At 74.2% G+C, this 13,551-nt stretch carries 11 protein-coding genes, 1 tRNA gene and 1 pseudogene; 6 read left to right on the plus strand and 7 right to left on the minus strand.

Annotated features, from left to right (window positions below; genetic code table 11):
* Window positions 1-420: 420 nt before the first annotated feature.
* A tRNA-Thr gene (locus tag ABD352_RS42035) sits at window positions 421-493 on the minus strand.
* A gap of 86 nt (window positions 494-579) precedes the next feature.
* On the opposite strand from ABD352_RS42035, the gene ABD352_RS42040 reads away from it, so the two are divergent.
* Window positions 580-2,394 carry a metallophosphoesterase gene (locus tag ABD352_RS42040; protein ID WP_344618274.1) on the plus strand — a complete coding sequence of 605 codons (1,815 nt, stop codon included), beginning with the start codon at window positions 580-582 and terminating at the stop codon, window positions 2,392-2,394.
* Between the two features lie 10 nt (window positions 2,395-2,404).
* On the opposite strand, the gene ABD352_RS42045 is transcribed toward ABD352_RS42040, so the two are convergent.
* The 5 genes from ABD352_RS42045 to tmk form a co-directional block, all read right to left on the minus strand.
* Window positions 2,405-3,091, minus strand: coding sequence for a WXG100 family type VII secretion target (locus tag ABD352_RS42045; RefSeq protein ID WP_344618169.1), 687 nt, complete (start codon window positions 3,089-3,091; stop codon window positions 2,405-2,407).
* A gap of 73 nt (window positions 3,092-3,164) precedes the next feature.
* A complete protein-coding gene (locus tag ABD352_RS42050; protein WP_344618170.1) occupies window positions 3,165-3,455 on the minus strand; it encodes a hypothetical protein in 291 nt (96 codons plus the stop codon).
* A gap of 53 nt (window positions 3,456-3,508) precedes the next feature.
* Window positions 3,509-3,829 (minus strand): YbaB/EbfC family nucleoid-associated protein, encoded by a 321-nt coding sequence (locus ABD352_RS42055; RefSeq protein ID WP_344618171.1) that lies wholly within the window; start codon window positions 3,827-3,829, stop codon window positions 3,509-3,511.
* Window positions 3,830-4,265: 436 nt separating this feature from the next.
* Window positions 4,266-5,465, minus strand: coding sequence for a DNA polymerase III subunit delta' (locus ABD352_RS42060; RefSeq protein ID WP_344618172.1), 1,200 nt, complete (start codon window positions 5,463-5,465; stop codon window positions 4,266-4,268).
* 384 nt (window positions 5,466-5,849) lie between these two features.
* Window positions 5,850-7,931, minus strand: coding sequence for a dTMP kinase (tmk, locus tag ABD352_RS42065; RefSeq protein WP_344618275.1), 2,082 nt, complete (start codon window positions 7,929-7,931; stop codon window positions 5,850-5,852).
* A gap of 194 nt (window positions 7,932-8,125) precedes the next feature.
* On the opposite strand from tmk, the gene ABD352_RS42070 reads away from it, so the two are divergent.
* Genes ABD352_RS42070 through ABD352_RS42090 form a run of 5 tightly spaced genes read left to right on the plus strand, consistent with a single transcriptional unit; the run spans window position 8,126 to window position 11,995 of the window.
* The gene (locus ABD352_RS42070; RefSeq protein ID WP_344618173.1) at window positions 8,126-9,334 is read left to right on the plus strand and encodes an amino acid deaminase/aldolase; all 1,209 of its coding nucleotides are present in this window, start codon (window positions 8,126-8,128) and stop codon (window positions 9,332-9,334) included.
* Window positions 9,335-9,351: 17 nt separating this feature from the next.
* A complete protein-coding gene (locus ABD352_RS42075) occupies window positions 9,352-10,269 on the plus strand; it encodes an SAM-dependent methyltransferase (RefSeq protein WP_344618276.1) in 918 nt (305 codons plus the stop codon).
* A gap of 32 nt (window positions 10,270-10,301) precedes the next feature.
* Complete coding sequence (locus tag ABD352_RS42080) at window positions 10,302-10,559, plus strand: DUF6364 family protein (protein ID WP_344618174.1); 258 nt, start codon at window positions 10,302-10,304, stop codon at window positions 10,557-10,559.
* The gene (locus ABD352_RS42085) at window positions 10,498-10,836 is read left to right on the plus strand and encodes a type II toxin-antitoxin system PemK/MazF family toxin (protein WP_344618175.1); all 339 of its coding nucleotides are present in this window, start codon (window positions 10,498-10,500) and stop codon (window positions 10,834-10,836) included. The genes ABD352_RS42080 and ABD352_RS42085 overlap by 62 nt, the downstream gene beginning before the upstream one ends.
* Before the next feature lie 22 nt (window positions 10,837-10,858).
* On the plus strand, window positions 10,859-11,995 hold the full coding sequence (locus tag ABD352_RS42090; protein ID WP_344618176.1) for an NADH-quinone oxidoreductase subunit D: 1,137 nt from the start codon (window positions 10,859-10,861) through the stop codon (window positions 11,993-11,995).
* A gap of 257 nt (window positions 11,996-12,252) precedes the next feature.
* Here the strand turns inward: ABD352_RS42090 and ABD352_RS42095 are convergent.
* A pseudogene (locus tag ABD352_RS42095) lies at window positions 12,253-13,551 on the minus strand (hypothetical protein); the annotation flags it as partial.

The following is a 13,551-nucleotide window of genomic DNA, read 5'->3' on the forward strand; positions in this document are numbered from 1 at the left end:
CGCCTCCCGGCCAGACCCTCTGTGCGGCGCAACCAGAGAGCTATGCGCTCCGAAGGGGCCCGCGCGCCGCCGCCACGGGGCAGTCCGGTGGCGGCTTGGAACGTCACAGGCATGGCGGGCCGGCGCTCACGACGCGACCCACCCCCTCCGGCTCGTAACATTGCTGAAACATCGCCGTGCTGCGATGGACGCTACTTCCTACCATTCGGTATGTCCAGGGCTTTGGTCGGAAGTCGGCGATCTTTCGCTGGACACAGCAAAAGTGGCCGGGCAGGACGGCCCGGGATCTGGGAGGACGGGCTCGGCGGTGCGCTGGACGGCCCCTGGAGCGGGCCTGGCACGTCAGCGACACACCGGAAACGACGACGCGGGCCCGGGAGAGATCTCCCGGGCCCGCGTTTTGCCTGCTGGAGGCAGTTGAGCCGCCTGACGGAATCGAACCGTCGACCTATTCATTACGAGTGAATCGCTCTGCCGACTGAGCTAAGGCGGCAACGGTGATTCAGTGTACGGCACGACCCGGGGGCATGCGCGAGGGGATTCCCCGACTCGCGCCACACGGGTAACGTCCGGCCCGTGATGCCCGACGATATGCCGCCCGCCCCCGGCGAGCTCACCGCCGAACCGGGCGAGCCGCTGATGCCGCTGCCGCAGCAGGACGAGGGCGGCGACGCGCCGGTCGGGGGCCGGCCCACCGCCCTCGACCCCGACCAGATGGGCTTCACCCCGCGCCGCGCCGTGCCCTGGCTGAGCCCGGTGCTGCTGAGCGGGACGGCGGTGCGGGTGCTGCTGGCCGACCTGTTCGGGGCGTACCTCGACAAGCGCGAGCTCCAGGACGCCCTCCCGTCCCGCATCCTGCGCGAGGGGCCGGGCTACGCCGGCGTGGTGGGCGAGGAGGACTGGCCAGACGGCGGGGAGCTCTGGGTCGACTACGCGGCCGACACGGGAGACGGGTTCAACGCCACCTACTCGATGGCGTACCTGCTGGCCCAGCCCGCGCTCTCCGTGGACGGCCACGACCTGCCGCGGGGCGAAGTGCTCGTGCTCGGCGGGGATCAGGTCTATCCGACGGCGAGCGGGCAGCAGTACGAGGACCGCTTCAAGGGCCCGTTCCGCGCGGCGTTCCCGGAGCGCCCGGCCGAGGGACCGCGGCCGCGGCTCTACGCGGTGGCGGGCAACCACGACTGGTACGACGGCCTGACCGCCTTCCTGCGCCTCTTCGTCCGCGGCGACGAGGGCGGCGTCGGGGGCTGGCAGACCCGCCAGGACCGCTCCTACTTCGCCGTGGAGCTGCCGCACCGGTGGTGGCTGATCGGCCTGGACGTGCAGCCGGGCGCCTACATCGACGATCCACAGCTGCGGTACTTCACCTCGGCCGCCGCCCGCATGGGCCCGGGCGACCGGGTCATCATCTGCCCGCCCTCCCCCGGCTGGGTGGAGTCCACGGACGACCCCAAGGCCTACGACAGCATCGACTACTTCATCCGCACGATCATCGCCCCCACCGGCGCGGACGTTCGGCTGATGATCTCGGGTGACCTACATCACTACGCCCGCTACTCCCGCCCCGAGCGCGAGCTCATCACCTGCGGCGGTGGCGGCGCGTACCTCTACCCGACCCACGAGCTCCCCGAGCAGATCTCGGTCCCCCCGGTCCGCACCCGGGTGCGCAGCGCCTCCCCGCCGCGGATCTTCAACCTGGAGCGCACCTTCCCGACCAGGCCCCAGTCCCGCGCCCTGTCCTGGGGCGTCTTCTGGCGCGTGCCGTGGCGCAACCCGGTGTTCCTCGGCCTGCTGGGCGTGCTGCAGACCCTGACGATGCTCGCCTTCGTCAACGCCGCCGACCGGGTCGTCTCCGGCGTGGAGCAGCGCCTGGTCACCGTCCCGGCCGTGCTGATGGCCGTGCTGGACATCCTGGGCACCTGCCTGCTGGCCATGCCCCATTCCGCCGGGCAGCGAAGGCCCCGCCACTGGCTGCTCGGCGGGCTGCACGGCGCCGCCTTCGTGGGCCTGGCCGTCCTGGGCACCTGGGCGTGGCTCAGCCTGCCCTTCACCGACCAGCCGTGGCCGCTGCCGCTGCTGCTGGCGATCGTGCTGTACTTCCCGCTGTCCGCGCTGGCCGCCGGCGAGCTCTTCGCCCTCTACCTGGTCATCGCGGCCAAGTTCGAGGTGAACGTGAACGAGCTCTTCGCGGGGCAGGGCATCACGGGCTACAAGGGCTTCCTGCGGCTGCATTTCACCGCGGACGGGGGGCTGACCATCTACCCGATCGGCGTGCGGCGGACGGCCCACCGCTGGCACCCCCGCCCGGACGCCGCACCGGACGCCTCCTGGTTCACCCCGGCCCACCCGATGGAGCTCCACCTGATGGACACCCCGATCCGCCTGCGGTAGCCCGCCGCGCTCAGAGGTTGACCCGCGTTACCCCGGCGATGACGGCGGGGCCGCTCGGCACCCGCGGCGGCTGGTACTCCAGCTCCGCCAGTGCCCCGGCCCACCGCGCCCGCAGCTCGTCGGCCGCGTCGAGGACGTCGGCGGCCGGCCGAAGCACCCGTGCGACGATCCGCCCGGCCGCCGCGGTCACCTCGGGCACGCCCGCACCCGCCCCGGTGACCAGGGTGACGGCCTCGACGGAGGTGGCGACCCGCGCGATCGCCTCGGCCAGCTCGTACCGGAACCCGTCCGCCCATCCGGCCAGCGCCTCGACGTATCCCGCCGTCGCCGCCATCCGCCCGGCGATCGTGCCCGGCTCGCTGCCATCCCCGACGTGCTCGGCCAGCGCGTTCCACACCACGCCGAAGGCCTCCGCCCCGCTGCCCTCCCAGGCGCTGCGCCCGACGTCGGCCTCGAGCCGGCCCGGCACCTCCCCGAACCGCTGAGCCACCCCGCGCAGCTCCCCCGCCGCCCGGCGCAGCCCGTCCGCGTCGAGCTGGAGGGCGAAGGCGAGCACCTCGGCGGGCAGGCCCCCGACCCGCCGCACCAGCTCCGCGGCCTCGCCCTCCGGCGGCAGGCCGCCGTCGGCCAGCACCGCGCCGACCCGGCGGAACAGGTCGCCCCCGACCCCGGCCAGCCGATCGAGCTCGTCGGTCATGCCGTCCCCCGCGACTCGAGAACGGCCGCGGGCAACCCGTTGACCTCGCGCATTGTTCTTGCGGGCAGCACGGTCATGGAGCGCTCCTGGCGTCGTCCTCCGCCGAGCGGTACCCGGCCGCCACCTGGCGCAGCGCGTGGGCGGTGCCGGTCAGCCGGACGCCGTGCGCGGAGGCCTCGGCGCCGCGGGCGGCCAGCGCCGTCGCCAGCAGCCGGTGCAGGTCACGGGCGGTCCGGCCGAGGCTGGTGCCGGCGTCGCCGCCGAGCGCGCGGGCGCCCGGGTCGATGATGTTGAGCGTGGAGCTCGCGGCGGCCAGCTCGTCGCCGGCCTCCTGCAGCCGGTGGGCGAGGTCGTCCAGCCGCATCTACGCCACCACCCGGCACCGCTCGATGCGGGCGGTCCGTCTCCGCGGGACCCTCATGACAGCTTGCGATAGTCGGCGAAGTACTCCTTGTGGAGCTTCTCGCGGGCCCAGGCCGCGGCGTCCGCCGCCGCGGTCACGGCGTCCTGGACCGCCTTCGCGACCGACTCACTCGTACGGTTGTGCAGCGGGCCGTCGATGCGGACGTCGCGGATCGTGCCGTCGGCGGTGACGCGGACCTCGACCAGGTCGTCGGCGGAGCGCACGGTCACCTCCACCGTCTTGGCCGCCTTCTCGAACTCGGCGTGCAAGGCCTCGATTCGCCGGTAGCGCTCTACCGCTTCCTCGATCCACGTTTCGTCGATGTCGCGCCCCATGCCACCTCCCCCGCGTGACCGTACGACACCGCGCGGTCACCACGGAAGACCGAATTCAAGCCTGTGGATAACTTTGCCGAGGGCGCCGGGGGCCGGAGCGGAGCGCCAGGGCCGGGGCCGAAGCGCCGGGACGGGAGCCGAAGCGCAGGAGCAGGAACCGGGCCGCCAGGGCCGGAGCGCTGGCGCCGGGGCCGGGCTGGGCCGGGGCTGGGGCGCGGGGCCGGGCCGAGGCTGGGGCGCGGGGCTGGGGCGCGGGGCTGGGGCGCGGGGCTGGGCCGAGGCTGGGGCTGGGCGCCGGGGGCTGGGGCTGGGGCTGGCTGGGCGCCGGGGCTGGGCGCCCGGGCTGTGCGCCGGGGCCGGGGCTGTGCGCCGGGGCCGGAGCGCTAGAGCTGGGGCCGGAGCGCTAGAGCTGGGGCTTCAGGGCGTCGGGGTGGGATCAGCCGCGCCACAGGGAGAGCATCATGGCCTCCACGGCGATGCGGGGCTTCACGTTGGCCTCGATGGCGACGCGGCACTCCAGGACGGACTCCAGGCGGCGCAGGGTGCTCTCCGGGGTCCACTTCTCGGCGGCGGCGCCGGCCAGTTCGTCGATGTCGCCGTGGACGGGGGCCACGTCGGCGGCGAAGGAGTGGGCGAGGACGTCGCGGTAGAAGCCGGCCAGGTCGACCAGGGCGCGGTCGAGGGCGTCGCGCTGGGCTCGGGTGGCGCGGGACTTCTGGCGGCGCTCCAGGTCCTTCAGCTGGCCCGCCGAACCGCGGACCGCGCCCGCGGCGCCCTTGCCGGTGCCGCCGGCGCCCAGGGCCGTCTCCAGGGCGGAGCGCTCCTTGGCGTCGACCTCGGCGACGGTCGCGGCGGCCTCGGCCTCGGCCGCCTCGATGAGCGCGCTCGCGGCGTCGAAGGCGGCGCCGATGCCGGTCAGCCTTCGCGGTACGGCGAGCACGGCGTCCCGGCGGGTGCGGGCCTGCGGGTCGCGGGCCAGCCGCAGGGCGCGGCCGACGTGGCCCTGCGCGGCGGCGGCCGCCCAGGTGGCGGTCGGCTCGTCGATGCCGTCCCGGCGGTGCAAGACGGTGGCGATCGCGTCGGCCGGGGGCTGGCGCAGGGGTACGACGCGGCAGCGCGAGCGGATGGTGACCGAGACGTCGTCGGGGTGGGTGCTCGGCGTGCACAGCAGGAAGACCGTGCGCGGCGGCGGCTCCTCGACGGCCTTGAGCAGCGCGTTGCCGGCCGCCTCGGTCAGCCGGTCGGCGTCCTCGACCAGCAGCACCTGCCAGCGGCCCTGGGTCGGCGAGCTGGCCGCGCGCAGCACCAGCGCGCGCATCTCGCCCACCGCGATGGACAGGCCCTCCGGCACCACGAACCGTACGTCGGCGTGCGTGCCGCCGAGCGCCGTGTGGCAGGCCTGGCAGTTGCCGCAGCCGCCGTTGGGGCACTGCAGCGCGGCGGCGAACGTCCGGGCGGCCACCGAGCGGCCGGAGCCCGGCGGGCCGGTGAAGAGCCACGCGTGGGTCATCGCCTGCTGCCCGGCCGCGTCCGGCGCATCGCCGCGCACGATCGCGTCGGCCGCCTCGACCGCCCGCGACAGCGTCGCCACGGCGTCGGGCTGCCCGATCAGCTCGTCGAAGATCGGCGGCGTCATGCCCGCGCACCCCTTCCCGGCGACAACCACGCGGCGGGTGCCGGAACCCGGGCCGCGGACACAGGAGATGCAGTCAGGCCCGCGCACGACGAAGTCAGGGCAGGGCCCGAAGGCAACCGCGCCGCGAAGCGCGTGGCGGAGCCGAAACCCGCGGTCACGCCCCCGTACGACGACGCCCGGGCAGCGGCAAGGCCCGAAGGCAACCACACCGCGAAGCGCGTGGCAGAGCCCGCGCGCGACGACGCCTGGGCGGCGACAAGGCCCGAAGGCAACCGCGCGGCGGAGCCGAAGCCCAGGGTCATGGCCGCGTACCCCGTTCCGACGGCAGCGGCCGGGCGGCGGCGGGGCCGGAGGGCGGCCGCGGCGCGGAGGGCGGGGGTGGGCTCATACCCGCGAGCCCTTGCCGGATAAGTCGGACGGGGACTCGTCGCCGGCCTCGTCGCCGGTCAGCGTTGTGGCGACCTGGGCGGCGTCGTGCAGGACGGTGTCGATCGAGGTCTCGTGCTCCGGGATCAGGTGGCGCACCCGCTGCAGCACGCCCTCGGCCAGGGCGTCGATCGAGTTGGTCGCGTCGAGCACCAGGTAGCGGCTCGGGTCGGCCGAGGCCAGGTCCAGGAAGGCGTAGCGCACGCGCTCGTGGAAGGCGAGCGACTCGCTCTCCAGCCGGTCGGCCTCGCCGCGGCGGCCGGCGCGGGCCAGGCCCACCGCCGGGTCGAGGTCGAGCAGGACGACCAGGTCGGGCTTGAGGCCGCCGGTCGCCCACTTGGACAGCCAGGAGACCTCCTCGACCGGCAGGGTCCGGCCGGCGCCCTGGTAGGCGAGGGACGAGTCGACGTAGCGGTCGCTGATGACCACCGCGCCGTGCTCCAGGGCCGGGCGCACGACCGAGGCCACGTGGTGGGCCCGGTCGGCGGCATACAGCAGCGCCTCGGCCCGCGGCGTCAGCTCCTCGCCGCCGTCGGCCGGGTGGTCCAGCAGGAGGCCGCGGATGCCCCGGCCGATCGGGGTGGCGCCCGGCTCGTGGGTCACGACGACCTCCCGTCCGACCCGGCGCAGCGCCTCGGCCAGCCGGTCGACCTGCGTCGACTTGCCGGCGCCCTCGCCGCCCTCGAAGACGATGAACACGCCCTGCGCGGCCTTGGGGTTGTCGGGGCTGAGCGGGCGGCCGCGGATCGAGCCGAGCAGGTCGAGCAGGATCGGTACGCCCGGCTTGTCGTCCATCTGGCGCAGCGCGAACAGTCCCGCGAACACGCCGAAAATGCCGGCGATGGCCAGCAGCGGCCGGGTGCTGGAGATGTCGAAGTGGTAGAAGCCCAGGTTGATCTGGCGGGTGCCGCCGGCGCCGACGATGATGCTGGACAGCGAGATGGTCAGCATGAGCACGACGCGGGTGCCCATCTGGACGAAGGCGAAGGCGCGGCCGCGCATGTCGTCGGCCACCTCGCCGCCGAGCAGCGTGGTGCCCGAGAGGAAGGCCATGCCGGCCCCGACGCCGACCAGGAGCGCGCCGCCCACGGCGACGGCCAGGTGGGTGGCGAAGGCGAGGATCAGCACGGAGCCGCCGGCCAGGATGATCGACAGGCCGAACCAGCGGCGCCGGGACAGCGCGCCGACCAGCTTGGGGCCGGTCGCGATGCCGACGCCGAGACCCAGGAAGAGCACGGCGAAGAGCAGCGCGAACGCGGCGTCGCCGGCGCTGAGCGAGACGGCGTAGAACTTCGCCGTGCCGACCACCACGCCGCCGCCGGCGAAGGCGCCGAAGATGCCCAGCACCAGGCCGCGCACCAGCGGGGTCCTGCTGACGAAGGCCCAGCCCTGGGTGAACTCGCGGATCATGCCCGGCTTGCGCTCGACCCCGGCGGTGCGCCGGCCGCTGATCTCCCGGATGCCGAAGAAGACGGTGGCCGCGGTGGCCAGGAAGGTGAGCGCGTTGAACCACAGCGCGACGTTGGACGGCTCGGCCCAGCGCGGCTCGTCCGGGCCGAAGATGGCCAGCACCAGCCACTGCAGCCCGATGAGCACCAGCGCGCCGACGACCGGGGTGATGCCGTAGGTCGTGGCCAGGGTCAGCTGGTTGGCGGTCTCCAGCCGGGCCCGCGGCAGCAGGTTGGGCACCGACGCCTCCTTGGCCGGCGTCCAGATCATCGCGACGGTCTCGATCACGAACGTGGCGACCGCGGTCCAGCCGATGACCAGGGCGGCGTCGCGGGTGACCAGCGCGGCGGCCGGGATGGAGGCGAAGAACAGGAAGCGCAGCAGGTCGCAGACGACCATCGTGTAGCGCCGGTCGAACCGGTCGGCGAACACGCCGGCCACCGGCCCGAGGACGAGCGCGGGCAGCAGCCGCACCGCGATGACCGAGCCGAACGCCACGCCCTGGGCCGTCGAGTCCTTCACCTGCGCGGCGGCGAACGTCGATGCGGCGAGCAGGCCGAGCCAGTCGCCGAGGGACGACAGGCCGAGCACCGCCCAGAGCCGGCGGAAAGCCCGGATGCGCAGAACGGCCTGGAGTTCCCCGAACCCGGAGAGATCGCTGCTGGCGATGGCGGCCACCTCCTCTTCTTCCGGTCTCACGCTACAGGTCACCCCCGACAATTTTGGAAGCGCGTGGCGTTACGCGAGGTTCTTTCATATTCTCCGTCGTCTCGGTACGGTGAGGCGTGTCCAGCTCCCGCTCCGCCTTGCGGGCCCGTTACGACCGGGCCACCGCCGATCTCGACCCGCCCTTCGCGATCGTGGATCTCGACGCGTTCGACGCCAACACCTCGGCCCTGACCACCCGTGCCGCGGGCAAGCCGCTGCGGGTGCCCAGCAAGTCGGTGCGCGTCCGCGCGCTCATCGAGCGGACCCTGGCGCGGCCGGGCTGGCGCGGCATCATGGCGTTCACCCTTCCGGAGGCCATCTGGCTGGCCGAGCAGGGCGCGGCCGGCGACATCCTGGTCGCCTACCCCACCGCCGACCGCGCTGCCCTGCGCCGCCTGGCCACCGACGACAAGCTGGCCGGCACCGTGACGGTCATGATCGACGGCGCGGAGCAGCTCGACCTGGTCGACGCGGTGGTCCCGCCCGCACAGCGGGCCGCGCCCGTGCGCGTCTGCATCGACCTGGACGCCTCCTGGAAGCCGGTGTCCGGCGTGCACATCGGCGTGCGGCGCTCGCCCGTGCACAGCCCCGCGCAGGCCGGCGCGCTGGCCGCGGCGATCGCCGCCCGGCCCGGGTTCCGGCTGGTCGGGGTCATGTCCTACGAGGCACAGATCGCCGGGCTGGGCGACGACCCGCCCGGGCGGCCGGTTCGCGGCGCGCTCATCCGGGCCATCCAGGCCCGCTCCATGCCGGAGCTGGTCGCCCGCCGGGCCGCGGTGGTGGCCGAGGTGCGCCGGCACGCCGAGCTCGAGTTCGTCAACGGCGGCGGCACCGGCAGCGTGGCCGCGACGGCCGCCGACCCGGCCGTGACCGAGGTGGCCGCCGGCAGCGGGCTCTTCGGGCCGTGGCTCTTCGACGGGTACCGCACCTGGCGCCCCCAGCCCGCGGCGCTCTTCGCCCTGTCCGTCGTGCGCCGCCCCAACCCCACCACCGCGACCGTGCTCGGCGGCGGCTGGATCGCCTCCGGCGAGACGTCCCCGACCCGCCAGCCGCTGCCGTGGCTGCCGGAGGGCCTGCGCCTGATCGGCACCGAGGGCGCCGGCGAGGTGCAGACCCCGCTGGTCGGCCCGGGCGCGGCGCCCCTGCGGGTGGGCGAGCGGGTGTACTTCCGCCACTCCAAGGCCGGCGAGCTGTGCGAGCACGTCAACGAGGTACACCTCGTGCAAGGGGAGAACATCGTGGACGTGGTGCCGACGTACCGGGGCGAGGGCAGAGTGTTCCTGTGACGCGCTGGCGGCAGGCGATGGAGGCGGCGCTGTACGGGCCGGACGGCTTCTTCGTCCGTTCCAGCCCCGCCGTGCACTTCCGCACCAGCGCGACCGCCTCGCCGCTGTTCGCCGGGGCGATCGCGACCCTGCTCGTCCGCCTCGACGAGGCGCTGGGCCACCCGGAGCCCCTCGACCTGGTCGACGTCGGGGCCGGCCGCGGCGAGCTGCTGACCGGCGTGCTGGCCGCGTTGCCGGCGCCGGTGCGGGCCCGGGTGCGCGCCACCGCCGTGGAGAAGGCGCCCCGGCCGGGTGAACTGCCGTCCACGATCGGGTGGACCTCCGGCCCGCCCACCGGCGTCGTCGGGCTGCTCCTGGCGACCGAGTGGCTGGACAACATCCCGGTGGAGATCGTCGAGCTCGATGCGCATTCGCGGCCGCGGTACCTCCAAAGCTCCCCCGACGGCACCCCGGCCCTCGCCCCGGGGGAACTCGACCCCTCCGACGCCGCCTGGCTGGCCCGCTGGTGGCCGCTCGATGACGCCCCGCCGGGCGCCCGGGCGGAGATCGGCGCCCCGCGCGACCAGGCCTGGGCCGCGGCCGCCGGCTGCGTGGCACGCGGCCTGGCGCTGGCGGTCGACTACGGCCACGTCGCCGCCGACCGGCCCCTCTTCGGCACGCTGACCGGCTTCCGGGACGGCCGGGAGGTGCCGCCGGTCGCCGACGGCTCCTGCGATCTCACCGTCTCCGTGGCGCTGGACTCCCTGGACGCGTCCACCATGACCCAGCGCGAGGCCCTGCGCCTGCTCGGCGTCGACGGTGCCCGCCCACCCCTGAGCCTGGCCTCGACCGACCCGGCCGGCTACGTGCGCGCGCTGGCCCGGGCCTCGGCGGCGGCCGAGCTCACCGACCCGTCGGGCCTCGGAGGGCACCACTGGATACTGCATTGGGTATGACCAACGGTCATACCCGCGGTACTATATCGGCCATGACGACGAAAGTGACACTCTCGTTCTCCGACCAGACCATCGCCGACGCCCGGCACTGGGCCGAGCGCGACGGGGTCTCGCTCAGCGCGTGGATCGACCGGGCGACCCAGGAGCGGGCCCTGCGCGAGATCTTCAGCGCCCACGCCGAGGCGGTCCGGCGGGCCAAGGTCGACCTCGACGCCACGGCACTCGCCGATGAAGAGGAGATCGCGCTCGTGGACGCCGAGCTATACCGTGGACGGCGTGCGTCGCGGTGAAGTGTGGCTCATCAAGGGGGCGCGGGAGCGCCTGGGTCTGATCGTCAGCTCGGACGTGTTCAACAGCACGGACGTGCCCGTGGTCATCGTGGCCGAGGTGACCGACGCCGAGGAGCTGCGCGACTCGCCGCTCGCGGTGGAGCTCGACGAGCTCGTGGTGATGCCCGACCGGCTCTCCTCGCCGCTGAAGCGGTGGTTCACCGAGCGGGTCGCGGTCGCCGACACCAGCACCATGCACAACGTGTCACGCGCGCTGCGCATCCTTCAGGACTTGTAGCCGCGGGCTCTAGGCTGGCGGTATGACGTCCGAGATCACCGTCGGCACCGGGGCGGGCCTCGACACCGCCGACATGGTGCTCAACATCGGGCCCCAGCACCCGTCGACCCACGGCGTGCTGCGCCTTCGGCTGCTGCTGGACGGCGAGCGGGTGGTCTCCGCCGAGCCGATCATCGGCTACATGCACCGCGGCGCCGAGAAGCTCTTCGAGGTGCGCGACTACCGGCAGATCATCATGCTGGCCAACCGGCACGACTGGCTCTCGGCGTTCTGCAACGAGCTCGGCGTGGTGCTGGCCGTCGAGCGGCTGATGGGCATCGAGGTGCCGGAGCGGGCCGTGTGGCTGCGCACCGCCCTCGCCGAGCTCAACCGGGTGCTCAACCACCTGATGTTCCTCGGCTCGTACCCGCTGGAGATCGGCGCCATCACGCCGGTCTTCTACGCCTTCCGCGAGCGCGAGACGATCCAGGCCGTGCTCGAGGAGGCCTCGGGCGGGCGGATGCACTACATGTACAACCGGGTCGGCGGGCTCAAGGAGGAGGTGCCGGCCGGCTGGACCGGGCGGGCGCGGGCCGCGATCGACCAGGTGCGCCGGCGGATGCCCGACCTGGACTCGCTCATCCGGCGCAACGAGATCTTCCTGGCCCGCACGGTCGGCGTCGGGGTGCTCACCGCGGCCGAGGCCGCCGCCTACGGGGCGTCCGGGCCGGTCGGCCGCGCCTCCGGGCTGGACCTCGACCTGCGCCGGGACGAGCCGTACCTGGCCTACGGCGAGCTGTCGGTGCCCGTGGTGACCCGCACGGCGGGCGACTGCCATGCACGCTTCGAGGTGTTGCTGGATCAGGTGTACGTCTCCCTCGACCTCGCCCAGCAGTGCCTGGACCGGGTGGATCAGCTGACCGGGCCGGTGAACGTGCGGCTGCCGAAGGTGGTCAAGGCGCCGGAGGGGCACACCTACGCCTGGACCGAGAACCCGCTGGGCGTGAACGGGTACTACCTGGTGTCCCGCGGCGAGAAGACCCCCTGGCGGCTCAAGCTGCGCACCGCCTCCTACGCCAACGTGCAGGCCCTCTCCACGCTGCTGCCGGGCACGCTGGTCCCGGATCTGATCGCGATCCTGGGCTCGATGTTCTTCGTCGTCGGCGACATCGACAAGTAGCCGCTGATCGGGCATTGCGGTCGATGAGCGACATGTCGGGCGCTGCCGCGCCACGACATGTCGGATTTATACGGTGCCGGAGTATAAATCGGATAAGTCGTGGCGCGCCAGCGCCCGACTTATCTGACTTGATCTTGGCGTGCGAGTCGTACCCCGGTTCTTGGCACGGCGGCGCTGGCAGGGAGGCCCCCAGGGCCGACCGGTGTCTGACGGGAGCGACGGCGCCCTGGTTGCGCGGACCGGAGTCCTGAAGCTCTTTAACGCCAGCGGTCGTCGTTGCCCTCGAAGTCGACGATCGGGCGGGCCGGGCGGCCACCGCGGTGCTCGTCGCGGCCGCCGTTCCAGCCGTACTCCTCGTCGTCCTCGGCCGCCCGGGACCGCCGCGACACGCGCTCGTCGTCGCGCCGGGCGCTCTCGCCGGAGAACTCGCCCCAGCGCGACGCGGGCTCGGCCGGCGAGGCGGGCAGCGCCTGCTGGCCGCCGCCGACCGCGGGCCGGTCCCGGCGCACCTCGGACCAGCGGGTCGCGCCGTTCTCGTCCCGCCGGGCCTCCTCGTAGCTGGTCTGCGACCAGTGCGCCTCGGCCCGCCGGTGCCCGCCGGTGGTCGGCTCCGGGTCGTGGGTCGCCCAGTCGCGCTCCCGGTCCCGCCGCGCCTCGGAGCGCCGCGGCCCATCGGTGAGCCGGCTTTCGGTGCCCGAGCCGTACCGGGGAGGCTCGAACCGGTCGTCGTCGCGGTCGTCGCGCTCGTCGTGCCGGGAGCCGTGGCGTCCGCCGCGGCGCTCGTCGTCACGGTCCTCGATCGCCGCCCGGTGGCCGCCGGCCTGGTTCTCCTCCGGGTAGTACTCCTCGTGCCGCACCGTCGACCAGCGGTCCTCGATGCGCACGTGGGTGCCGGTCTCGTCGGCGTGGACGGCGGAGCGCCGCTCGCCCATGCGCAGCTCCCGGCCGCCCCGCTCGTCGCTGTGCACGGAGGCCCAGCGGTCGGTGGTGCGCATGCCCGTGACCTCGCCGTCGTCGTCGGGGTCGTGGGCGCGGCGCCGGCCGCCGCGGCGCTCAACGTCGGCGCCGCTGCGGGGCTGGGTCTGCGGCCACTCGTCGCTGTGTGAGCGCTCCATGCGCTCGCGCAGCAGCTGCTCGGTCCAGGACTGCTGCTCGCGGTGGTCGTCGCGCACCCGATCGTCGCGGCGCTCGATCCATTCGCTGCGCTCGGACCGTTCGGAGCGCTCCGAGCGCTCGCTGCGCTCGGTCCACTCGGTGCGCTCCGAGCGGCCGGCCCGGTCGGGACGTTCGGGACGTTCGGGACGTTCAGGGCGCTCGGGACGGTCGTAGCCGCGCTCCGGGGCGCGGGGCGGGCGCTCGCGCTCGTCGGGGCGGGCCGGGATCCGCTCGGCGCGGTCCGGGCGGCGCTGCTGCGGGATGTCGGGGCGCGGGCCGGGGCCGGCGCCGTACACGGTGCCGGAGCGCGACTCGGTCGGGTCGACGACCATCGTCTTGGTGGTGACCTGCACGGTCTCGGTGTGCCGCAGCACGCCCTGGGGCACGGCGGCCGAGCCGGT

This window comes from Dactylosporangium salmoneum (genome assembly GCF_039532525.1).
In the GTDB taxonomy this organism is placed as follows: Bacteria; Actinomycetota; Actinomycetes; order Mycobacteriales; family Micromonosporaceae; genus Dactylosporangium; species Dactylosporangium salmoneum.

Excerpts from the sequence above, each read along its gene's own strand:
- ABD352_RS42040 (WP_344618274.1), top strand. The coding sequence starts at position 580 with ATGCCCGACGATATGCCGCCCGCCCCCGGCGAGCTCACCGCCGAACCG.
- ABD352_RS42045 (WP_344618169.1), bottom strand. The coding sequence starts at position 3,091 with ATGACCGACGAGCTCGATCGGCTGGCCGGGGTCGGGGGCGACCTGTTC.
- ABD352_RS42050 (WP_344618170.1), bottom strand. The coding sequence starts at position 3,455 with ATGCGGCTGGACGACCTCGCCCACCGGCTGCAGGAGGCCGGCGACGAG.
- ABD352_RS42055 (WP_344618171.1), bottom strand. The coding sequence starts at position 3,829 with ATGGGGCGCGACATCGACGAAACGTGGATCGAGGAAGCGGTAGAGCGC.
- ABD352_RS42060 (WP_344618172.1), bottom strand. The coding sequence starts at position 5,465 with ATGACGCCGCCGATCTTCGACGAGCTGATCGGGCAGCCCGACGCCGTG.
- ABD352_RS42075 (WP_344618276.1), top strand. The coding sequence starts at position 9,352 with ATGGAGGCGGCGCTGTACGGGCCGGACGGCTTCTTCGTCCGTTCCAGC.
- ABD352_RS42080 (WP_344618174.1), top strand. The coding sequence starts at position 10,302 with ATGACGACGAAAGTGACACTCTCGTTCTCCGACCAGACCATCGCCGAC.
- ABD352_RS42085 (WP_344618175.1), top strand. The coding sequence starts at position 10,498 with ATGAAGAGGAGATCGCGCTCGTGGACGCCGAGCTATACCGTGGACGGC.
- ABD352_RS42090 (WP_344618176.1), top strand. The coding sequence starts at position 10,859 with ATGACGTCCGAGATCACCGTCGGCACCGGGGCGGGCCTCGACACCGCC.